20 protein-coding genes are annotated in these 19,419 nt (G+C 67.5%); 13 read left to right on the top strand and 7 right to left on the bottom strand.

The window, feature by feature from the left end; genetic code table 11:
* Nucleotides 1–11: 11 nt before the first annotated feature.
* Genes E3T19_RS02510 through E3T19_RS02535 form a run of 6 tightly spaced genes read right to left on the bottom strand, consistent with a single transcriptional unit; the run spans nt 12 to nt 7,211 of the window.
* The gene (locus E3T19_RS02510) at nt 12–992 is read right to left on the bottom strand and encodes an ornithine cyclodeaminase family protein (RefSeq protein WP_134408028.1); all 981 of its coding nucleotides are present in this window, start codon (nt 990–992) and stop codon (nt 12–14) included.
* A complete protein-coding gene (locus E3T19_RS02515) occupies nt 989–2,203 on the bottom strand; it encodes an amidohydrolase family protein (protein WP_241979958.1) in 1,215 nt (404 codons plus the stop codon). The genes E3T19_RS02510 and E3T19_RS02515 overlap by 4 nt, the downstream gene beginning before the upstream one ends.
* Entirely contained in the window at nt 2,200–3,741 is a 1,542-nt protein-coding gene (locus E3T19_RS02520; protein ID WP_166788770.1) for an ABC transporter substrate-binding protein, read from the bottom strand. The genes E3T19_RS02515 and E3T19_RS02520 overlap by 4 nt, the downstream gene beginning before the upstream one ends.
* 52 nt (nt 3,742–3,793) lie before the next feature.
* Nucleotides 3,794–5,425, bottom strand: a complete 1,632-nt coding sequence (locus E3T19_RS02525; RefSeq protein ID WP_134408030.1) for an ABC transporter ATP-binding protein — start codon at nt 5,423–5,425, stop codon at nt 3,794–3,796.
* The gene (locus E3T19_RS02530; RefSeq protein ID WP_134408031.1) at nt 5,422–6,297 is read right to left on the bottom strand and encodes an ABC transporter permease; all 876 of its coding nucleotides are present in this window, start codon (nt 6,295–6,297) and stop codon (nt 5,422–5,424) included. The genes E3T19_RS02525 and E3T19_RS02530 overlap by 4 nt, the downstream gene beginning before the upstream one ends.
* A complete protein-coding gene (locus tag E3T19_RS02535; RefSeq protein WP_166788771.1) occupies nt 6,294–7,211 on the bottom strand; it encodes an ABC transporter permease in 918 nt (305 codons plus the stop codon). The genes E3T19_RS02530 and E3T19_RS02535 overlap by 4 nt, the downstream gene beginning before the upstream one ends.
* Before the next feature lie 177 nt (nt 7,212–7,388).
* Between E3T19_RS02535 and E3T19_RS02540 the strand changes: the two genes are divergently transcribed.
* From E3T19_RS02540 to E3T19_RS02580, 9 genes are all read left to right on the top strand, one after another.
* On the top strand, nt 7,389–8,099 hold the full coding sequence (locus tag E3T19_RS02540) for a GntR family transcriptional regulator (RefSeq protein WP_166788772.1): 711 nt from the start codon (nt 7,389–7,391) through the stop codon (nt 8,097–8,099).
* Nucleotides 8,100–8,152: 53 nt separating this feature from the next.
* Nucleotides 8,153–8,404, top strand: a complete 252-nt coding sequence (locus E3T19_RS02545) for a hypothetical protein (RefSeq protein WP_134408034.1) — start codon at nt 8,153–8,155, stop codon at nt 8,402–8,404.
* Nucleotides 8,405–8,550: 146 nt separating this feature from the next.
* Nucleotides 8,551–9,594, top strand: a complete 1,044-nt coding sequence (locus E3T19_RS02550; RefSeq protein ID WP_241979960.1) for a LacI family DNA-binding transcriptional regulator — start codon at nt 8,551–8,553, stop codon at nt 9,592–9,594.
* A 145-nt stretch (nt 9,595–9,739) separates the two neighbouring features.
* Nucleotides 9,740–11,005 carry an ABC transporter substrate-binding protein gene (locus E3T19_RS02555; protein ID WP_134408036.1) on the top strand — a complete coding sequence of 422 codons (1,266 nt, stop codon included), beginning with the start codon at nt 9,740–9,742 and terminating at the stop codon, nt 11,003–11,005.
* Nucleotides 11,006–11,016: 11 nt separating this feature from the next.
* Nucleotides 11,017–11,970 carry a carbohydrate ABC transporter permease gene (locus tag E3T19_RS02560; RefSeq protein WP_134408037.1) on the top strand — a complete coding sequence of 318 codons (954 nt, stop codon included), beginning with the start codon at nt 11,017–11,019 and terminating at the stop codon, nt 11,968–11,970.
* Nucleotides 11,967–12,857, top strand: a complete 891-nt coding sequence (locus tag E3T19_RS02565) for a carbohydrate ABC transporter permease (RefSeq protein ID WP_134408038.1) — start codon at nt 11,967–11,969, stop codon at nt 12,855–12,857. The genes E3T19_RS02560 and E3T19_RS02565 overlap by 4 nt, the downstream gene beginning before the upstream one ends.
* Nucleotides 12,858–12,901: 44 nt before the next feature.
* Nucleotides 12,902–14,194 carry a family 1 glycosylhydrolase gene (locus tag E3T19_RS02570; RefSeq protein WP_134408039.1) on the top strand — a complete coding sequence of 431 codons (1,293 nt, stop codon included), beginning with the start codon at nt 12,902–12,904 and terminating at the stop codon, nt 14,192–14,194.
* Nucleotides 14,195–14,409: 215 nt separating this feature from the next.
* Nucleotides 14,410–14,589 (top strand): hypothetical protein, encoded by a 180-nt coding sequence (locus E3T19_RS19295; protein WP_241979965.1) that lies wholly within the window; start codon nt 14,410–14,412, stop codon nt 14,587–14,589.
* A 95-nt stretch (nt 14,590–14,684) separates the two neighbouring features.
* Complete coding sequence (locus E3T19_RS02580) at nt 14,685–15,338, top strand: class I SAM-dependent methyltransferase (RefSeq protein ID WP_134408040.1); 654 nt, start codon at nt 14,685–14,687, stop codon at nt 15,336–15,338.
* 115 nt (nt 15,339–15,453) lie between these two features.
* Here E3T19_RS02580 and E3T19_RS02585 read toward each other — a convergent pair whose 3' ends face one another.
* Nucleotides 15,454–15,951 (bottom strand): DUF6326 family protein, encoded by a 498-nt coding sequence (locus tag E3T19_RS02585; protein WP_134408041.1) that lies wholly within the window; start codon nt 15,949–15,951, stop codon nt 15,454–15,456.
* 135 nt (nt 15,952–16,086) lie between these two features.
* Here E3T19_RS02585 and E3T19_RS02590 point away from each other — a divergent pair, with 135 nt between their 5' ends.
* From E3T19_RS02590 to E3T19_RS02605, 4 genes are all read left to right on the top strand, one after another.
* On the top strand, nt 16,087–16,767 hold the full coding sequence (locus tag E3T19_RS02590; protein ID WP_134408042.1) for a TetR/AcrR family transcriptional regulator: 681 nt from the start codon (nt 16,087–16,089) through the stop codon (nt 16,765–16,767).
* Nucleotides 16,768–17,102: 335 nt separating this feature from the next.
* Nucleotides 17,103–18,161: a magnesium and cobalt transport protein CorA gene (locus tag E3T19_RS02595; RefSeq protein WP_088456908.1), complete on the top strand. Its 1,059-nt coding sequence runs from the start codon at nt 17,103–17,105 to the stop codon at nt 18,159–18,161.
* Nucleotides 18,162–18,243: 82 nt separating this feature from the next.
* Entirely contained in the window at nt 18,244–18,642 is a 399-nt protein-coding gene (locus E3T19_RS02600) for an HNH endonuclease (protein ID WP_134408043.1), read from the top strand.
* 398 nt (nt 18,643–19,040) lie between these two features.
* Nucleotides 19,041–19,412 (top strand): STAS/SEC14 domain-containing protein, encoded by a 372-nt coding sequence (locus tag E3T19_RS02605; protein WP_134408044.1) that lies wholly within the window; start codon nt 19,041–19,043, stop codon nt 19,410–19,412.
* The last annotated feature ends 7 nt before the right edge of the window (nt 19,413–19,419 follow it).

Here is a 19,419-nt window from a genome sequence, read left to right on the forward strand (position 1 = left end):
CGAGCACGCATTCAGCCATTCAGATCGAGATCCACCCCCACGCCCCGTGCACGCGCCTCGCGCACGAGCAGATCGGCGATCGCGAGGTCTTGCGCGCCGATGCCCACCGAGTCGAAGAGGGTGATCTGTTCGGCGCTTGTGCGGCCCGGGCGCAGGCCCGCGAGGACCTGGCCGATGGTTCCGACCACGTCGTGCAGGGTGAGTGCGCCCTCCGCCACTGCCAGCATGAGGTCACCTGATTTGGTCTCGGCCGTGTCCATATCGTCGACCCAGACCGAGGAACGGGCCATCGCCCTGGAGTCGACCTCGCGTTCGTCCGGCCGCGGGCGGGCGCCGACGACGTTGAGGTGCTGGCCGGGTCGCAGCCACTCGCCCTGGATGATCGGGGTGACGGAGGGGGTGAGCGTGCAGATCGCATCCGCTTCGGCGAAGACCGCCGCGCACTCCTCGACCACCTCGATGGCACCGTCCCATTCGAGAGAGTCGGCGAGGGCCTGCGCGCGCACCGGGGTGCGCGACCAGATCACCAGCCGGTTCCAGTCCCGCACCCCCCGCAGCGCCTCAACGTGCTCGCGGGCGAGCCCGCCCGCTCCCACCAGGCCCAGCACGCGGCTGTCTTCACGGGCCAGGGCGCGGGTCGCGACCGCGCTGGCCGCGGCGGTGCGCACCCGGGTGGGCACGCCGCCGTGCAGCAGGGCCACCGGGGCGCCGTCCTCGCGGTCGAGCACCACGATCATCGAGCGCTGGGTGGGCAGGCCACGAGCGGAGTTGTCAGGCACGTCGGCGAGCAGTTTCACCGCCGCGGTGCCGGTGGTGTCCGACAGCGCCGCCATGAGCACGTAGCGACCGGTTCCCGCGTTCGTGCCCATCGAGGTGGGCCGCGGCTGGTCGGCCGCCCCTCTCGCGATGTCGGTGAAGACCTGTGCGACGGCCCGCTCGGTGGCCGGCCGGTCGACCAGGTCTTCGAGTTGGGACGCTGTGAGCACGATCATGCGGCAGCCGTGAGCTCGAGGCTGTGTGCCACGACCGCGCCGCGGAACAGGACGGTGCGGTCGGGCAGCCGGTCCATCACTGCGCTGGTGACGGTCTCGCCGGTGACAAGTTGCAGGTCGGCGGGGTCGCCGACGGCGACACCGGGGCGGTCGAGGTGCCCCCGCAGCGCCGGTGCGGTGCCGAGCACCGAGCGCCCGCCGACGGTGGCCACCGCGACGCAGTGCTCGATGTCTTCGTCGCGACGGAAGTTGTTCGTGAAGGCCATCTGCCAGGTGCGGTCGAGCATGTCGGCGTTGCCGTACGGCGACCAGTAGTCCCGCTGGCCGTCCTCACCGAGGCCCAGCCGGATGCCGTGTTCGGCGAGCAGCAGCGTCGGCAACGGCGTCGCGGGGGCGATGGTCGCCCAGGCGATGTCGAGTTCGGTGAATTGCTCGAGCAGAGGCACCAGTTGCGCCTGGGGCAGCTGGCCGAGGCCGTAGCCGTGCGAGATGGTGACCCGGCCGGTCATGCCGTGGGCGCGGGTGCGCTCCACGATCAGCTCGGCCGAGAACTTAGCCAGTTGATCCGGCTCGTGCAGGTGGATGTCGATGGGAGCGTCGAAGCGTTCGGCCAGCCCGAAGACCAGGTCCAGGTGCTTGGTGGGGTCGCGATCGAGCAAACACGGGTCGATGCCGCCGACAACGTCCGCGCCCTGGCGCATGGCCTCTTCGAGCAGTTCGAAGGAGCCCTCCTCGCGCAGCAGACCGGCTTGCGGGAATGCGATCACCTCGACCTTGGCGCGATCCTGGTGTGCCTCCTTGGCCGCGAGCACGCCCTGCAACCGTTCCAGGCCCGCATCCACATCGACCTGTGCGTAGCTGCGCACGCTCGTGGTGCCGTGCGCGACCATCCGGCCCAGGGTCTCGGTGGTGCGCTCGGCAATCGGTACTTCTGCCCCGCGCCAGTTGGCCCGGTCGTTGAGCATCATGCCCCACACCCCCGGCGCACCCGTGTGCGCCCGGAACGGCAACCCGAGGCGGGTGGAGTCGAGGTGCACGTGCACGTCGGCGAACGACGGGAGCAGGATGCGGCCCCGGCCCTCGATCAGCGTCTCTCCGGCCTGCGGAGCGGTGCCGGGTGTGAGGACCTCGGCGATGACCCCATCGATCAGTCTGATATCGGCCGCCGCGCCGCCCCAGGGGCGCGCGTCGGTGATCAGCGCGCGACTCACTTGAAGCTCGTCTGGGTGAAGTCGAACAGACCGTCGGCCCGGGGCGTCCAGTCGAGGTTTGCGTCTGCGGCGTAGTTGTTCATCGGCACGTAGAGCGGCACGTAGTAACCCTGCTCGTTGCTGTAGTTGAGCAGCTCCGCGAACACGTCGAGGCGGCTGTCGCCCTCGACGCCGCGCTGCTCGGCGGCCAGTTCGGCGGTGCGGGGGTCCTGCGCGTAGTTGTTGTTGCCGGCCGGCTCGTACAGGTCGGTGAGCGGCAGGTCGCCGTCGACGGTGGAGGGCGCCCAGGTGTTCAGGTAGATCCCCTCCATCTCCCGGCCGCGCACCTTGAGGGTATGCGCCTGCTGGTCGGCGCCGCGCAGGTCGATCGTGATGCCGACCTCCTCGAGTGAGGCCTGGATGGTCTGGGCCACATCGGCGGAGAGTGGGATGCGGCCGTCGGTCGCGTAGTCGAACGGGATCGGCTCACCGGCATAGCCGGCCTCCGCGAGCATCTCTCGGGCACGCTCGGGGTCGTAGCCCGGGTCGGCGACATCCTCGCTGTAGCCCTCCACGGCGGGGGCGAGGGTCGTGGCGGCGGGCTCGGCGAGCCCGGAGAGCAGACCCTCGGTGATCGCCTCCTTGTCGATGGCGAGGCCGATGGCTTCGCGGATGCGCGCATCCGTCAGCACGCCGCTGGTGGAGTTGACGCCGAGGAAGACGACGCCGTTGGAGAGCGCGGAGAACACCTGCGCGGCATCCTGACCCTCGACCGACTCAACCTGCGTCGGGCCGATGGGGGCCACGTCCAGGCTGCCGGAGAGCACCCCGTTGACGCGGGACTCATCGGAGGAGACCGGCTGCAGCGAGATCGACTCGATCGCCGGAGCCGTGCCCCAGTAGTCGTCGTTGCGCACGAGGTCGTAGGAGACGCCGGTCTGTATCTTGTCGAAGACGTAGGGGCCCGAGCCGATCGGATCCTGCGCGAACGCGTCGGCTCCCATCTCCTGGTACGTGTCGGCGGGCACGATCGAGATCAGCGAGGTGTTGCGCGGGAACGCCGAGAACGGCGAGGTGAGCGTGAAGCGCACCGTGAGCTCGTCGACCGCCTCGACCGAGGCGACCGAGCTCAGGTAGGCGAAGTTCTCGCCGGTGGGGTCGGCCAGGATGGTCTGGTACGAGAAGGCCACATCTTCGGCGGTGATGGCTTCGCCGTTGCTGGCCTCGACGCCCTCCTGCAGGGTGAAGTCCCACTGGGTGAGGTCGTCGTTGGCGGTCCACTCGGTGGCGAGCTTGGGCGCGAGCTCGCCGTCGGCGGTGATGGTGACGAGCTGGTCGAAGGTGTGGAAGAACACCGACAGCACCACGAGGGCGCCCGACCGGATCGGGTCCATCGAGGTGGGGTCGGTCGGGATCGCGGCGACGATCCGGGTAGGGGTGTCCCCCGAGGCAGCGGCGTCGCCGTCGAAGCCTCCGGCGCAGCCCGAGAGCATCAGGGTTCCGGTGGCGGCGAGCGCGCCGACGCTGAGCATCCGGCGGCGGAAGGTGGATGTGGGCATGGGGATCCTCATTTCGATGGGTGACACAGGGGTCGAAGGGTGGCTGTGGGGGTTAGGACGCGACGGCTGCGCCGGCGGTGCGGCGCGGTCCGTCGAGGCGCGGTACCGCGGCGAGCAGCTGGCGGGTGAACGGATGCTGTGGGTCGTTGAAGATCTGCGCCGTCGGCGCCTCCTCCACGACACGGCCGTGCTGCATGACGATCACCCGGTCGGCGATGCTGCGTACCACGCCGAGGTCGTGCGAGATGAAGAGGTAACCGAGGCCGTGCTCGCGCTGCAGGGTGTCGAGCAGGGTGAGAACCTGGGCCTGGATCGAGACGTCGAGTGCTGAGACGGGTTCGTCGAGCACCAGCAGTCGGGGCCGCAGCGCGAGAGCACGTGCGATGCCGACCCGCTGGCGCTGACCGCCGGACAGTTGACCGGGCAGGCGCTTGGCGAAGGACTCGTCGAGGCCGACGTCCGCCAGCAGCGCCCCGACGGTGCGGCGGTCGTAGACGCGGCGGATGCGCAACGGTTCCGCCACGAGCTCGTGCACGGTCAGGCGCGGGTCGAGCGCCGAGTACGGATCCTGGAAGACGATCTGGGCGAGCTCGCGCTCCGCGGCCGTGCGGGCGGCGAGTTCGGAGCGCACCGGGACTCCGCCGACGATGACCGTGCCCGCTGCGGCGGGTTGGATGCCGAGCACGGCTTTCGCGAGCGATGACTTGCCGCAGCCGGATTCCCCGACTACCGCCACGGTTTCGCCGGCCATGATGCGCACCGAGACGCCGTCGACGGCGCGGACCGGGGTTTTGCGGCCGGACACCCTGTAGTCGACGACGATGTTCTCGGCGTCCAGCGCATCCGCTTCACCGGCGCGTACCGCGGGGGTCGCCCGTTCCTGCTCGGCGGGCATCGCTGCCATGAGGCGTCGGGTGTAGTCCTCGGCCGGTGCCGCGAGCACCGCGCGGGTGGCGCCGGTTTCGACGACGCGGCCGTGGTGCATGACGGTGAGTCGGTCGCTGTTCTCGGCGACGAGGCCGAGATCGTGGGTGATCAGCACGAGGGCGGAGCCGGTGCGCTCGCGCACCTCGGCGAGGAGGTCCATCACCTGCGCCTGCACGGTCACGTCGAGCGCGGTCGTGGGCTCGTCGGCGATCAGGAGCAGCGGGTCGTGTGCGATGGCCATGGCGATCATCGCGCGTTGACGCATTCCTCCCGACCACTGGTGCGGGCGGGTGGCGGCGCGCTCGGCGGCGTCGCGCACGCCCACCGAGGTGAGCAGTTCGATGGCGCGCTCGCGGGTGGCGCGCCGGCCGAGCCGTGGGGCGTGTACCCGCACGGCCGAGGCCACTTGGGCGCCGACGGCTCGCAGCGGGTCGAGGGAGGACATCGGGTCTTGGAAGACCATGGCGGCGGTGCGTCCGCGCAGGGCGCGGAGTTCGCGCTCGCCCGCCCAGACGCCCGCCTCCACTTCGACGAGCACGCGGTCGTCGAGAACGATGCGGCCCCCGGTGACGCGGGTGCCGACGGGCAGCAGGCCGAGGGCGGCGAGCACGGTGAGGCTCTTGCCCGAACCGGACTCCCCCACGACGCCGAGGGACTCCCCTCGGTCGACCCGCAGAGAGACGCCGTCGACGAGAACGCGTGGTGTCTCACCGTCGGTCTCGATGCGCAGATCGTCGATACGTAGAACGGCGCTCATCGCATTCCTCCCTTTCGCAGCAGGCCGCCGCGGGTCTCGGCCGTGAACTGCTGGCTCAGAAACTGCACGCCGCCGACGGCGAGGAGCAGCATCAGGCCGGGCAGCAGAGCCACACACGGGTCACTGGCGAGGTGCCGCTGGCCGTCGAAGATCATCGAGCCCCAGCTGGGTACGGGCGGCTGCACGCCGAGGCCGAGATACTCGAGCGACGACGTGATCAGCACGATCGTGGCGACGTCGGTCGCCGCGATGATGAGGGTGTGCGGCCACACATTGGGCACGATGTGCCGGGTGAGCACCCACACGGAGTCGGCGCCCTGGGTGAGCGGGGAGACCACGAAGTCCTGTCGGCGGAGCGCCGCGGCGATGTTTCGGGTGACCCGGGCGTAGCCCACCCACCAGGTGCAGCCGAGTACCAGGATGGTCAGGCCGGCGCTGGGTTGCAGCACCGCGCAGATGGCGATGAGCAGCAGCACGACGGGCATTGCCAGGGTCACGTTGCTCACCAGGGTGATGAGCGCCTCGAGGCGGCCACCGTAGTACCCGGCGAGAATGCCGACCAGGCTGCCCAGAACGGCATTCATGATCACGATCAGCACGGTCATGCCCAGGGTCACGGCCGAGGCGAGCGCGAGACGGCTGAGCAGATCACGGCCGAGCGCATCGGTGCCGAGCGGATGCGCCGGGTCGGTGAAGGGCGGCAGCAGGACCGCGCGCAGGTCTTGGCCCATCGGGTCGTAGCCGGGCAGCAGCGGCACGAGGGCGGTGAGCAGGAGCACCGTGCCGAGCATCAGCGCGCCGACGATGGCACCGGGCCGTGGCCGCCAGCGTTGCACAACGGGGGCCGTGGCCAGGGTGAGTGAGGTGGTCATGCGGCCGCCGTCCTGGTGTCGATGCGGCGCACGAGGACGTCTACCGCGGTATTGACGATTACGAAGGCGAGGGCCACGAAGACCAGGCCAGCCTGCACGATCGGGAAGTCGCGTTGGCTGACCGCGTCCGTGAGGAGTTTGGCGAGACCGGGCCACGCGAAGACGACCTCCACGACGACGGTGCCGCCGAGCAGGCCGCCGAGGTTGAGGCCGGCCATGCCGAGCACCGGCACGATCGCGTTGGGCAGCATCCGGGTGAACAGCACTGTCGAGCGGCGTTGGCCCTGTGCGATGGCGGTGCGAACGAAGTCCTGCCCGGCTTGCTCGCTGAGCGCGGCATCCAGCAGTCGCAGGTACATGACGAACTGGCCGGTGGCCAGGGTGACGACAGGCAGCACGAGGCTCGCGTAGCTTGTGCGACCCAGCGACGGGAGGGCGCCGAGCAGAACCGAGAACACGAGCACCAGCAGCAGGGCGAAGAAGAAGTCGGGCACCGACTGGCGCAGGGCACCGGCCCAGCCCACGATGGCCCGCAACACCCGGCTGCCCGTGAGCTGGATGGCCAGGGCCGCGACGACCGCGAGTGCGAGGCCGATCACGAATGCCCAGAACGCGAGCTCGATGGTGGCGGGTACTCGTTCGAGAACGAGTCCCAGTGCGGATTCGCGCAGGCGGTAGGAATCGCCGAAATCGCCGGTGACAAGGCCGGCGAGGGTGTCGAGGTACTGCAGGAGGAGGGGGCGGTCGAAGCCGAGCGCGGAATTGAGCGCTTCGACATCGGCCTGGGTCGCGTTGTCGGGCAGGAGCAGCGCACCGGGTTCACCGGTAGCACGGCCGAGCACGAAGGCGATCGTCACCACGGCGAGCACTGTGGCGACGGCGAGGGCCAATCGGCGGGCGATGAATAGGAGCACGTCACTGACGCTATGTGACCGTCTGCCCGGCTCGGGCCGGTGTAACACGCTCGTCACATACTTCTTACGTCAGCGTCACTCTCGCATACCAAAACGCGCCTAAATCGGTGCTTCTCGCTCGGAATGCCGCTTTTGGTATTCCAAAGGCGACGTGATGGACGTGTCAGAATGGTGTCCATGAGCCTCGAACAAACTCCAGCGCGCATCGCCAACGTTCTGCGCGAGCAGATCATCACGGGCGAGCTGAAGATGGGGTCGAAGCTCAATGAGCGCGAGATCGCCGAGCGACTGCAGGTGTCGCGCATTCCCGTACGAGAAGCACTGCCGATCCTCGAATCCGAGGGTTTCATCAGCTCACAACCGCGGCGCGGAGCGGTCGTGCACGCGCTCACTCTCACCGACGCCGCCGAGCTCTTCGATCTTCGCCGTCAACTCGAACCGATGGCGTCGGCGTTCGCCGCACGACGGGCCGCCGCGGGCGCCGACGTCGAGCCGATGCTTGCCGCGCTCCGCACCGCCCGTGGCGCCATCGCTCCGGTCAAGGCGCTGGACACCCTCGACGAGGGCGCCCCACCGTCGACACGAAATTCCGACCTGCACGAGGAGATCATCGCACTCGCCGATCACGCCCTGCTGCAGCGCGTGACCAAACTCATGAGTGGGCGCGTTCGCTGGCTTTTCCGGCTCACTCCTCAGCGCGACACCACGGCAATGTGGGCTGAACACCGCGAAATCGTCGACGCCATCGTCGCCGGGCAGGCCGACGTCGCCGAGCTCCTCACCGCGGCCCACGTGGAGCGGGGACGCTTCGAGTCGATGCCGCTGCTTGCCGAACTACTGCCCTCCGCGGCACCCGCCTCGCTCCGGAGACGGCGGAAGGCGAGCTAGCACTCAGCGTCGCCCGACGGTTCCCGGGCGCGGGGCATCCTAGGCTCGGGAGTATGGCACTCCAGATCACGACAGCGTACGCCCGGCGGGCGACGGAGTACGCCGAGCAACTGGGCTCGATGACGTCGGTGCATCCCTTGGATCTGCAGCTGGTCACCGGGTGGGCCGATCGGCTCGACGACCCAGCGATCGATGCTGGCTGCGGTCCGGGGCATTGGACGGGGCCCATGGGGCGATCCTGGCTCGCGTTTCCGCGGGAGCGGATCCCACCCCTCGCATTCAGAGCCAACGATAAGGAGCTCTGAAGCCGATCACGCTGGGCATCTCCGACTACCCGAGGCGCCATCGCTCCCCAACGAGGCAGCCCCGGTGCTGTACCGTCATGGTGAGATCCGGACAACGGCGCGTGGGGAATGGGGCAACGGTGAGAGGCAACGGTTCTCCCGCGACCATGCAGGATGTCGCCCGCCTCGCTGGTGTCTCGGTCAAGACCGTCTCCAACGTTCTCTCGGGCTACGAGCACGTCAGCATGCGCATGCACGACAGGGTCATGAGCGCCGTGACCGAGCTGGACTACGAGATCAACATCTCGGCCCGCAACCTGCGATCGGGTCGCACCAAGGTCATCGGGCTCGCAGTCCCCGAACTCAGCCAGGCATACTTCGCCGAACTTGCGGATGCCGTCATCCGGGCCGCGAAGGCTCACGACTACACCGTGCTGATCGAGCAGACCAGCACCGACAACGACGAGATCGCCACGGTCGCCGCCATGCGCCGCCACGCCATCGACGGCCTGATCTTCAGCCCCATCGCGCTGGGCCCCGGCGACGTCAGCGGCCTGTCGGTGGACTTCCCCGTAGTCGTTTTGGGCGACTGGGTCGAGGGCAGCCCTGCTGACCACATCACCCTGCCGAACACGGCCGCGATCCGGACCGCCACCGAGCACCTGCTCGACCTGGGGCGCCGCCGCATCGCCGTCGTCGGCGCGCATCCGGAAGGGCCGGTCGGCACCAGCGCCCTTCGGTTCAACGGTTATGCGGAGGCACTCACCGCTCGGGGCCTCGAGATCTCGCCCGAGCTGGTCGCCGATGTGCCGCTCTGGCACCGCGCCGATGGCGCGTCCGCCGTCACGCAGTTGCTGGCCGCCGGCACGGATTTCGACGGAGTCGTCTGTTTCAACGACGCCCTCGCCCTCGGCGCCATGAGCGCCTTGCAGCTTGCCGGCCTGCGCGTTCCGCAGGATGTCGCAGTTGTGGGCTTCGACGACATCGAAGACGCGCGTTTTTCCAGCCCGGCACTTACCACCATCTCCCCCGGCCGCGAGGAACTGGCCCGCCTGGCCGTTGACCGGGTGCTCGCGCGCATCGAAGCCGGCGGCGACGCCGCGGAATCGGTGCACGTGGAGGTCGGCTACTCGCTCGAGGTGCGCGCGTCTACCGTTAGCCCCTCCGCGAAGCCCGTCCCCGCCGCCATGGAGCCCCTGCTCCACGACTAAGCCGGCCGATGCGCCCGTTTGCACCGCGGTGTTGACAGCGCTCAAATCATGCCGTACCTTCAAATTTACATCGATGTAAATTACGTCGAAACCCATTTCAAGTGGCTTCCCGACAGCGTTGTGGGGAGCAGATTGCAGGTACCCAGTGAAGAAGCTGTTGGCCGCCTTTGCGGCTTCCGCCGTCGTCGTCTCCGGTCTGTCCGGCTGCGCCGCCGCCACCCCCGCCGCTAGCGAGGGGCCCGTCGCCCTGACCTTCTGGCACGGCTACACCGAGGCCGACGGCGATGTGCTCAACGGCATCGTGGAGGACTTCAACGCGTCGCAGGACGACGTGGTGGTCACTACCCAGACCAAGACCTGGGCGGTCATCGACGACACCCTCCTGACGGCACTGTCGTCGGGCGAAGGCCCGCAGATCGTCGCAATGCCCGCCGAGCGCCTCCCGGTCTACGCATCCAAGAAGGCCCTGGTCAACCTCGATGACTTCTACGCGGATGACACGAGCAACACGACGGAACTGAACGCTGAAGCCGTCGCGATGGAAACCGTCGACGGCTCCAAGTACGGCGTCCCGACCGGTTTCGTGCCGCTGTCGGTCTTCTACGACAAAGATAAGCTGGCCGCGGCGGGCGTCACGACGTTCCCGACCACCTGGGACGACTGGGTCGCGGCCGCGAAGGCCACCACCATCGACGCGGACGGTGACGGCACGCCCGAACAGTACGGCATGGCGCTGCCCGACCACGGCACCGTCGGCAATGGCGTCTGGGCGAGCCTCTTTGAGGGCGGCGGCGGCTCGATCACGAACGACGACGGCACCAAGGCCACCGTGGACTCGGCCGCCAACATCGACACCCTCACCTACTGGTCCGACGCCGTGCAGCAGGATTTGATCTCCCCCACCGGTCTGGACGGCATCGACGCCGACGCCCTCTTCACCTCGGGCAAGGCTGTCATGCACATCGGCGGCCCCTGGATGACGGGTCTCGCCACCGACGCCGGTATCAACTACGGCATCGCGGCCATTCCGGCCGGCCCCGACGCCCAGGCCGCGTCGGCGATCGGTGTCTCGATGGCCGTCACCGCTCAGGCGACGGATGCCGAACAAGCCGCCGCGCAGGACTTCCTGGCTTACTTCAACAAGAAGGATGTGGCCACAGCATGGTCGCTCGGTTCCGGCTGGCCGGCGCTGCGCACCGATGTGACCGCGGAAGACGTCAGCGCGAACGCCACCGTCGCCGCCCTCACCGAAATCTCCGACACCAGCCGGGCGCTTCTGCCCGGCGTCGTGAACAGCACCGACGTGCTGACCGCCGTGGACGAGGCCACCCAGAAGGCACTTGCCGGCGGTGAGCCTGCCGAGCTGCTCGCCGCCGCACAGGCGTCCGTGCAGCAGGCGCTGGACAACTGAGCCGGAATCCGATGACGACTTCATCTCTCCAACGACGCCGACCGTGGCGCCCGCCCGGTCAGCTCGGCGGCAGACGACCGCTGAACGACGGCTTCCGCCGGCGGGCCGTCGTCGTCGGGTTCCTGGCCCCGGCCCTGATCATCCTCACGGCCTTCGTGGGCTGGCCGATGTTCTCGGCCCTCCGGCTCTCCTTCACCGACGCCAGCGGCTTCGGGCAGGAAACCTGGGTGGGTCTGGAGAACTACGCGCGGGTCTTCACCGATCCGAGCATCCTGCAGTCGATCGGGAACACCGGGTTGTACGCCGTGTTGTTCACGCCCGTCGCCCTGATCGTGGCGCTGGTGCTCGCCCTCGCGGTAAACAGTCCGCAGCTGCCGTTCCGCGGGTTCTTCCGCACCACACTGTTCCTTCCGTTCATTGTGTCGCTGGCCGTCGCCGCGTTCGCCTGGTCGTACCTGCTCGACCCGCAGATCGGGCTGTTGAACTATTGGCTGCAGGCAGTGGGCATCCGGATCGGCAACGTTCTGGAGGATCCGGCGCTGGCCATGCCCACCGTGGTGCTCGTGGCCGTGTGGAAAAGCTTCGGCTTTTACATGGTGATCTTTCTGGCCGGCCTGCAGGACATTCCCAAGAGCCTGTATGAGGCGGCGGCGCTCGACGGTGCCAACGGATGGCGCCGGTTCACGAACGTGACCTTCTCAATGCTCAGCAACACGATGGCCTTCGTGGTCGTGATCGCACTGATCGCCGCGCTGCAGGCGTTCGACCAGATCTATGTGCTCACCGGAGGCGGCCCGTACCGGAGCACGCAGACGATCGTGATGGAGATCTACCAGTCCGGGTTCAAGGACCTCGAACTCGGCTTCGCCTCCGCGCTGTCATACGTCCTGCTGGTGGCCACACTGCTGCTCAGCCTCGTACAGTTCCTGTTCTTCGGTCGGCGTGGAGAGGACACCAGCTCATGACCAGCACCCTCAGCCGGGCGGCGCTCCCGACCCCGGCATCCACCCGCACCGTTCGCCGACGCCCATCACGGATCAGCCTGACCCAGGCCCTCTATTTCGTCGGCTTCCTGGTCGTGACGGCGGCGATCATGCTGCCCGTCATCATCATTGTGTTGACCGCGTTCAAGCCGGCCTCCGAAGTTAACGCCTTCCCACCCACGCTCACCCCGACCCAGTGGACGCTCGACAACTTTCGGGCGATCTTCTCCGAGCTGCCATTCGCGCGGCTGATCGGCAACAGCTTCGTCTTCGCCGGCGGGGTCACCCTGTTCGCCCTGGTGTTCGACTCGCTCGCCGCCTACGCGTTGGCCCGGCTGGATTTCCGGGGCAGCAAGGTGCTGTTGATCGTCATCATCGCCAGCCTGATGATCCCGTTTCAGGCGACGCTGATCCCGATCTACCAGCTGGTCTCCGACCTGGGCTGGGTGAACACCTTTGCTGGGCTGATCCTGCCGCGGGCGGCCGACGCGTTTGGTATCTTCTTCCTCCGGCAGTTCTTCCTGTCCCTCCCGCGGGACCTCGACAATGCCGCCCGGATCGACGGGGCCTCAGAGTTTCGGGTGTTCTGGAGCGTGGTGCTGCCCAACGCCATCCCGGCGCTGCTCACGCTCGGCATCTTCACCTTCGTCAACAACTGGAACGACCTGCTCTGGCCGTTGGTGTTCACCACCGAATCGGACCACGGCACCATCACCTCGGGCCTGACCCTATTGACCGGCCCCGGCGGCATCATCCCCCAGGGCGTGATGATGGCCGGCGCCCTCATCGCCGTGCTGCCCCTCGCAATCCTCTTCCTGCTGGTTCAGCGGCGCTTCATTGAGAGCGTCGCGAGCAGCGGCCTGAAATAGCCCGCCGCCATCCACTGACCACCATCACCACCGAATCGAGCAACATGACCTGGTTTGACGACGGCCGACTGCACTTCGCGGTCGGCATCGAGGACACCTTCGTGCCGCAGGCCCGCCCGGGCGAACGCGCCATCGATGAATACGAGCTCACCGAGCACTACGCGCAGTACTCCGGCGATCTGCAGCTGGCCAGCGATGTGGGCGCTGAGTTGGTGCGCTGGGGGGTGCCGTGGCATCGGGTGGCCGCCGAAAAGGGCCGGTGGGACTGGTCGTGGGTGGACGGCGTGATGGCGCGGTATGCCGAGCTGGGGCTGCGCCCGGTGATCGATCTGATGCACTACGGCACGCCTCTCTGGCTCGAGGGCCAGTTCTCCAACCCGGACTATCCCGACCACGTGACCGAGTACGCACAGCGGTTCGCCGAACGGTACGGCGACGTCGCCACCGATTACACGCCGGTCAACGAACCCGTCATCCACGCCCTGTTCTCTGGCGAGTACGCGTACTGGCCGCCCTATCTCTCGGGCCCGACCGGCATGGTGAGCATCGCCACCGCCCTCGCTGAGGGGTTCGTGAAGACTCAGCACGCGATTGCGTCGGTGCTCGGTGACCGGGCCACCTTTGTGCACGTTGATGCGGGCATCCGGTATTCGGGCGCCCTGGATGCCCCCGAGCACGCGGACACCGTCACGCGGCTTCGGCACCAGGGATTCCTCGTCGAGGATCTCGTCACCGGCGCCGTCGGGCCGGACCACCCTCTGCTGGGCCAGCTGGAACGGGGCGGCGCCGACGACACCCTCCTCGACTGGTTCCGGGCGCATCCGGTTCGGCCCGATGTCATGGGCGTCAATTACTACCCGCTGCACTCCACCGAGGTGTTCGAGGCGGGCATCCATCACGGCGGCGGATTCGCCGATCCTCGGCCCTATGAGGACACCGGCACGGAGGGCCTGAAGGAGGTACTCACCACCTGGGCCGACCGGTATGGCGCACCCGTGATGCTCACGGAGACGAGCGTGACCGGCACGGTCGATGAACGGCGTCGATGGCTCGATGCCTCGGTCGGCGCGCTCCACGAGCTCAAGGCCGACGGCGTCAACGTTGTGGGGTACACCTGGTGGCCGCTGTTCGATATGTACGAATGGACCTGGCGCCACACCGAGGCACCCCGGGCAGACCACTTGCTGACGATGGGTCTGCATGACCTGGTGGAAACACCGTCGGGGAGCCTGGCCCGGCGACGCAATCCCGTGGCTGATACCTTTCAGCGGCACGCGACCCAGGCTCGGCTGGCGCCCGATGCGAAGGTCGAGGATGCGGCTGACGTCGTCGCCTGACACCGGCAACAGATACGTCACCTCGACCAGGGCCGTGGGTACCCACACTGGGGGTTAGCGGATGCGCCCCGTGCGCTCATACGCTCCAATCTGCGTCGTGTTGGCGCGCCCACACTCTGCCTTTAGCCGGTTGGTACCGAGACCCTGAAGACGGCGCGCTGCTGCGCTGGTGGACAGGCGCTGAGCGGTCAGATCAGCGGCGCACCGCCGAACCCATGCCGGTACCGCCGCCTGCCTACCACCCGGAACGTGGTGAGAGTGGCGAGACCGACGGCACAATCGACGCGTTCGCCTCTGTGGAGATGAACGTCATGAAGAGCGGCACCCTCACCATCATTGAGGCGAGCGTTGCCGACTACGAGCTGGACTCGAACGGCGACTGGATCGGCTTCTAATCCTGTAAGAGCCGGGATGCTGCGGCTTGGTCGAGCCCCCGGGCGCACGCCCGGTGCTGAGTGAAGAGGGCGCGAAGCATCCTAGGCTCAGAGGTATGGCACCCGAGATCAGAGCCGCGTATGCCCGCCGTGCGGCGGAGTATGCGGAGCACCTGGGCTCGATCACGTCGGTGCATCCAGCGGACCTGCAGCTTGTCACCGGCTGGGCCGAGCGGCTCGACGGGCCACTGATCGACGCCGGCTGCGGCCCCGGGCAATGGACCGGGCAGCTCGCCGAGCGTGGGGTGAGGATTCGAGGTGTCGACCTGGTGCCGGGCTTCATCGACCACGCCCGACAGGCCTATCCGGAGGTGTCTTTCGCGGTCGGCGACATAGGTGCACTGGCGGAAGCATCCGGCAGCGTTGCGGGAGTGCTCGCCTGGTACTCGCTCATTCACCACGAGCCGAAATCACTCCGGGATGCGCTTTCCGAGTTCGCGCGTGTGCTGCGCCCGGGAGGCGAGCTTCTGCTCGGCTTCTTCGAGGGCCCGGTGGTCGAACCGTTCGAGCACGCGATCACGACGGCGTATCGATGGCCCGTAGCCGCCCTGAGCGACGAACTCCGCGCCGCTCACTACGACATCATCGAGACCCACACCCGCACCGGGCCCGGTCACCGGCCTCACGGCGCACTCCGCGCCTGCCTTTCCGCCAGAGCGGATGCCGCGAGATCGTTGCCAGACACCAGTCAGTTGGAGAGTGGGCGGTAGGGGCCATGGAAGCCCCTACCGCCCGGTAGCAGTCGGTGGTGTGCCACACCCACGGATCCCCCACCGCGGCACCGCGGCAGATGGTTCCAAGCGGCACGGGCACTGCCTACCCCGTTCAATCGTGCTGCTTGATGCGAATGACCCCAAGCTCGGGGCTCATCGCCATGTCTGCCGGCGGTGCGGTGCGGGGCCAGGCCCAGGCGGAGCGCAGGATGAAGGCCAGGATCAGCACCTCGACTCCGATGGTGAAGCCGTAGTAGAAGGCCCAGTCCCATGACGCCCCAGCCGCGTTGAACACGCAGATGGGGATGAAAAGCAAGGCAACGACGAGGTTCGTGGCACGGTTCACCCGGGCGGGCAGCGTCATGGAGAGCAGCACCATCAGGGTCGGGATCGCTATGAGCGCGAAGAAAATTGAAATCAATGTCCCGCTGATCTCGAACGCAAAGATGTCGCCGCCCCGGATTTCGTCGATTTCGCCGGGCTGGTAGAGGTGGAAGTAGTCGATGTATATGACGAGGAACATGAAGCTGGTCCAGGCTGCTGCGAGCTTGGCCTGCACTGGGATCCGCTGGTCTTCCAGCGTGGTGGTGGTTTGTTGACGTGTTTTCATCAGGTACTCCGTTGTTGTGGTGAGGATGGGTTGGACCACGATCGCTGACAACGACCGCGGGCGCTTTCTATCCTTACGGTTGTAAGGATGAGAGCCATGCTAGCCTTACGTCCGTAAGTGCACAAGAATGGATCTATGGCATCGCGCACACCGCTCAGCAGGGATCGGATCATCAACGCCGCCGCCACCGTCGCTGATGGCGCGGGGGTCGCCGCCGTGAGTATGCGCAGTGTCGCGAAGGTTCTCGGCGTTGAGGCGATGTCGCTGTACCATCACGTGCCGAGCAAGGAGGCGCTCCTCGACGACTTGGCCGACTGGGTGTTCGCGAGGATCGAATTGCCCGAGGTCGGCGATAGCTGGCGGGAGGCGATCACCGCCCGGGCACGATCGGCACGGTCGGTGCTCACCGCTCATCCGTGGGCGCTGGGGATGATGGAATCGCGCCCCAATCCCGGCCCGGCGCTGCTGCAGCACCACGACCGGCTACTCGGCGTACTCCTGACCGAGGGCTTCAGCGCCGCGCTCGCGACACACGCGTTCTCCGCGATCGACGCCTACGTGTATGGGTTCGCGCTGACCGAGACGAGCCTGCCCTTCGAACCGGGGGACGGCGCCGAGGAGGCGTTCGCCGTCAAGGTCGCGGCGCCGGCGGAGCTGTATCCGCACATTGCGCGCTCGCGCGCCGAGCTGTTCGGCGGGGGCGGTTATGCGTTCGCGGACGAGTTTGACTATGGGTTGGAGCTGCTGCTGGAGGGCCTGGGGCGTCGGGTCGCCGACGCGAGCCCCGCGCTACCTGGGCGGGTAACGCATCCCTGATGGGGCTGAGTCAGCGCTACCCATAAGCGCTAGTCACAAGTCAGATTTCCAATCTCGATGCCCTGGGGTGCTACGGTATCCGAGGCCCACGCAGGGCCACGACAATCTTCGATCGAAGGCAGGTGAGCGGCCATGGCTGGTGATAGTCCGCGCTCCACTCCCTCGGCGAATGTCGTTATCGCTCTGACCTTCTAGGCCGGGCGTCGCGCTGGGAGTGGCGCGCAACTGAACCTCCATTGCGAGGTGACCTCTGGTACACGGTCGAATCCCGACGTCTGCCCAGTCGCCTCCGGCTTACTCACGTGCTCTCGTCGACCGACCGACGGAGTAGGACCATGGCACTCATCGACAACGGCATCTACGTGACCGGGCAGCGCACCTCAAGCCCCCACAGCCTCGACGAGACGTACCGCCAGCTGCGCGAGTGCGAGGGAATGGCGTGGATCGGCTTGTACCGGCCCGATGCGGACGAGATCCGCAGCGTTGCCGACGAGTTCTCGCTGCATCCGCTGGCCGTGGAAGACGCGCTCAAGGGCCACCAGCGGGCCAAGCTGGAGCGGTTCGGCGACACCCTCTTCGTGGTGCTGCGGCCCGCCTGGTACCTCGACGCCGAAGAGCGAGTGGAGTTCGGCGAGGTGAACGTGTTCATCGGGCCGGGCTTCGTGGTGACGGTGCGGCACGCCGAGAACCCCGACCTGGCCAACGTGCGCCGGCGGATGGAGCAGAACCCGGCGCTGCTCGCGCTCGGACCCGAAGCAGTGCTGCACGCCGTGCTCGACGAGGTCGTCGACGCCTACTCCCCCGTCGTCGCCGGCCTGGAGAACGACATCGACGAAATCGAGAACCAACTCTTCGGCGGCGACCCGTCGGTGTCGCGGCGCATCTACGAACTTCTCAGCGAGGTCATCGACTTCCAGCGCGCCACCGGGCCGCTGCGCGGCATGCTCGAGGCGCTGCTGCGCGGCTCGGAGAAGTACCAGGTGGACGTGGAACTGCAGCGCTCGTTCCGGGACGTGCTCGACCACGTGCTGCGGGTCACCGAGCACGCCGCCTCATTCCGGGCACTGTTGGAGAACGCGCTCACCGTGCACGCCACCCTGGTGACGCAGCAGCAGAACGACGAGATGCGTCGCCTCTCGGAGGCCGGGCTGGCCCAGAATGAGGAGACCAGACGGTTGTCGGAGGTGGGCCTGGCCCAGAACGAGGAAGTGAAGAAGATCTCCTCGTGGGCGGCGATCCTGTTCGCGCCGACGCTGGTAGGCACGATCTACGGGATGAACTTCGACAACATGCCGGAGCTGCACTGGCAGTTCGGGTACCCGGTGGCCGTGGCGGCGATGGGAGTGATGGGGCTGGGGCTGTGGGGGATCTTCAAGAGGCGGAAGTGGTTGTAAGGCTGGCTCCGAAACCGTACAGGGCGCCGAAGGAGGCTTGGCTGGTTCGTCGCGCACCCTTCCGAAGCGAACGAGCGAACGGATGACCGCGCGGCCGGAGTACCGTTTAGTCGTGCCCCCTCGCCGCAAGTTCTCAGCCGTTTCACCCGCAGCGCGTGCGCGTTACGCGAAGCGCCGGCAACGACGGCTCGCCCGCGTCGACAACGACCTCACCGCGTCACAGTGGGCTGACCTCCTCGCCGCTTGGGGAGGGTGTGCATATTGCCAAGCAGAGAGCCCGGCCCTGCAGCGTGACTGCATCATGCCGATTTCTCGGGGCGGCCGGTACACCCTCGAGAACGTGGTTCCCGCCTGCCCGTCCTGCAACGCGAGCAAACACAACAACGAAGTCACCGGGTGGCTCCGGCGCAAGCATCTCGACGAGCGCGCGTTCCTGCTCCGTTACGCGACGATACTGCCGACGCTCCTCCCTGCAGGTTAGGGCTGCCAACGCTCTTGGGCGCATGGCCCCGGGCGGGCGCTCTCTGCCATAGGTTGCCTCTTCGGGGGTTCGTGGGGCCACGATCGGCGGACGCTCTCTGCCGGCTATGGCTTGCACCTTAAACCTGCTGAATGGAGCTGGGCGGGGGCCGGCCCGCTGCGGCCGGGCAGGTACCGAAGCCGCCGTCGGGGAGCCTGGCCCGGCGACGCAACCCCGTGGCTGATACCTTTCAGCGGCACGCGACCCAGGCTCGGCTGGTGCCCGATGCGAAGCTGTCTTCGCCGTCGATGACACTGCCGTGAATATTGGTCGGGGATTGATTTGATAAGCACCTGAACACGAGTAGCTTTGAGGAGTGGCTGAACGGTTCGGCTGCGTGCCCGGGGGAGGACGTTGCAATGGGTCCGGTCGCTGCAGACGGCGCAAAAGAGACTCTCGAAACGGTCGATGGAATTCTCCATCTGCGCTGGCAGCCCGGGGCTCACATTCAGATCGAAGATGCCCACGTCGCGATGGCGAAAGTTAACGACGCGTGCGGGAACGAACGTCGGGGCATGCTCGTCGATATGGCAGCGGTCGGGTCGGTGAGCCGAGAGGCCAGGTCCGTGTGGTCTATTCCCTGCAGCGCCTCGCGCATTGCTCTTCTGGGCAAGTCACCTGTTGACCGAGTCTTGGCGAATTTCTTTCTCGGTGTGCACATTCCGCCGTGTCCGACCAAATTCTTTACCTCGCGCAGCGAAGCCATGAAATGGCTTGCTGCCGGTGTCTAAGCGTGCA

This window comes from Cryobacterium sp. TMT4-31, from assembly GCF_004403385.1.
GTDB lineage: Bacteria > Actinomycetota > Actinomycetes > Actinomycetales > Microbacteriaceae > Cryobacterium > Cryobacterium zongtaii.

What these genes read in the sequence shown, in the direction of transcription:
- E3T19_RS02510 (WP_134408028.1), bottom strand. Translation starts at nt 992, where the DNA reads ATGATCGTGCTCACAGCGTCCCAACTCGAAGACCTGGTCGACCGGCCG.
- E3T19_RS02520 (WP_166788770.1), bottom strand. Translation starts at nt 3,741, where the DNA reads ATGCCCACATCCACCTTCCGCCGCCGGATGCTCAGCGTCGGCGCGCTC.
- E3T19_RS02525 (WP_134408030.1), bottom strand. Translation starts at nt 5,425, where the DNA reads ATGAGCGCCGTTCTACGTATCGACGATCTGCGCATCGAGACCGACGGT.
- E3T19_RS02530 (WP_134408031.1), bottom strand. Translation starts at nt 6,297, where the DNA reads ATGACCACCTCACTCACCCTGGCCACGGCCCCCGTTGTGCAACGCTGG.
- E3T19_RS02540 (WP_166788772.1), top strand. Translation starts at nt 7,389, where the DNA reads ATGAGCCTCGAACAAACTCCAGCGCGCATCGCCAACGTTCTGCGCGAG.
- E3T19_RS02545 (WP_134408034.1), top strand. Translation starts at nt 8,153, where the DNA reads ATGGCACTCCAGATCACGACAGCGTACGCCCGGCGGGCGACGGAGTAC.
- E3T19_RS02550 (WP_241979960.1), top strand. Translation starts at nt 8,551, where the DNA reads ATGCAGGATGTCGCCCGCCTCGCTGGTGTCTCGGTCAAGACCGTCTCC.
- E3T19_RS02560 (WP_134408037.1), top strand. Translation starts at nt 11,017, where the DNA reads ATGACGACTTCATCTCTCCAACGACGCCGACCGTGGCGCCCGCCCGGT.
- E3T19_RS02565 (WP_134408038.1), top strand. Translation starts at nt 11,967, where the DNA reads ATGACCAGCACCCTCAGCCGGGCGGCGCTCCCGACCCCGGCATCCACC.
- E3T19_RS02570 (WP_134408039.1), top strand. Translation starts at nt 12,902, where the DNA reads ATGACCTGGTTTGACGACGGCCGACTGCACTTCGCGGTCGGCATCGAG.
- E3T19_RS19295 (WP_241979965.1), top strand. Translation starts at nt 14,410, where the DNA reads ATGCCGGTACCGCCGCCTGCCTACCACCCGGAACGTGGTGAGAGTGGC.
- E3T19_RS02580 (WP_134408040.1), top strand. Translation starts at nt 14,685, where the DNA reads ATGGCACCCGAGATCAGAGCCGCGTATGCCCGCCGTGCGGCGGAGTAT.
- E3T19_RS02585 (WP_134408041.1), bottom strand. Translation starts at nt 15,951, where the DNA reads ATGAAAACACGTCAACAAACCACCACCACGCTGGAAGACCAGCGGATC.
- E3T19_RS02590 (WP_134408042.1), top strand. Translation starts at nt 16,087, where the DNA reads ATGGCATCGCGCACACCGCTCAGCAGGGATCGGATCATCAACGCCGCC.
- E3T19_RS02595 (WP_088456908.1), top strand. Translation starts at nt 17,103, where the DNA reads ATGGCACTCATCGACAACGGCATCTACGTGACCGGGCAGCGCACCTCA.
- E3T19_RS02600 (WP_134408043.1), top strand. Translation starts at nt 18,244, where the DNA reads ATGACCGCGCGGCCGGAGTACCGTTTAGTCGTGCCCCCTCGCCGCAAG.
- E3T19_RS02605 (WP_134408044.1), top strand. Translation starts at nt 19,041, where the DNA reads ATGGGTCCGGTCGCTGCAGACGGCGCAAAAGAGACTCTCGAAACGGTC.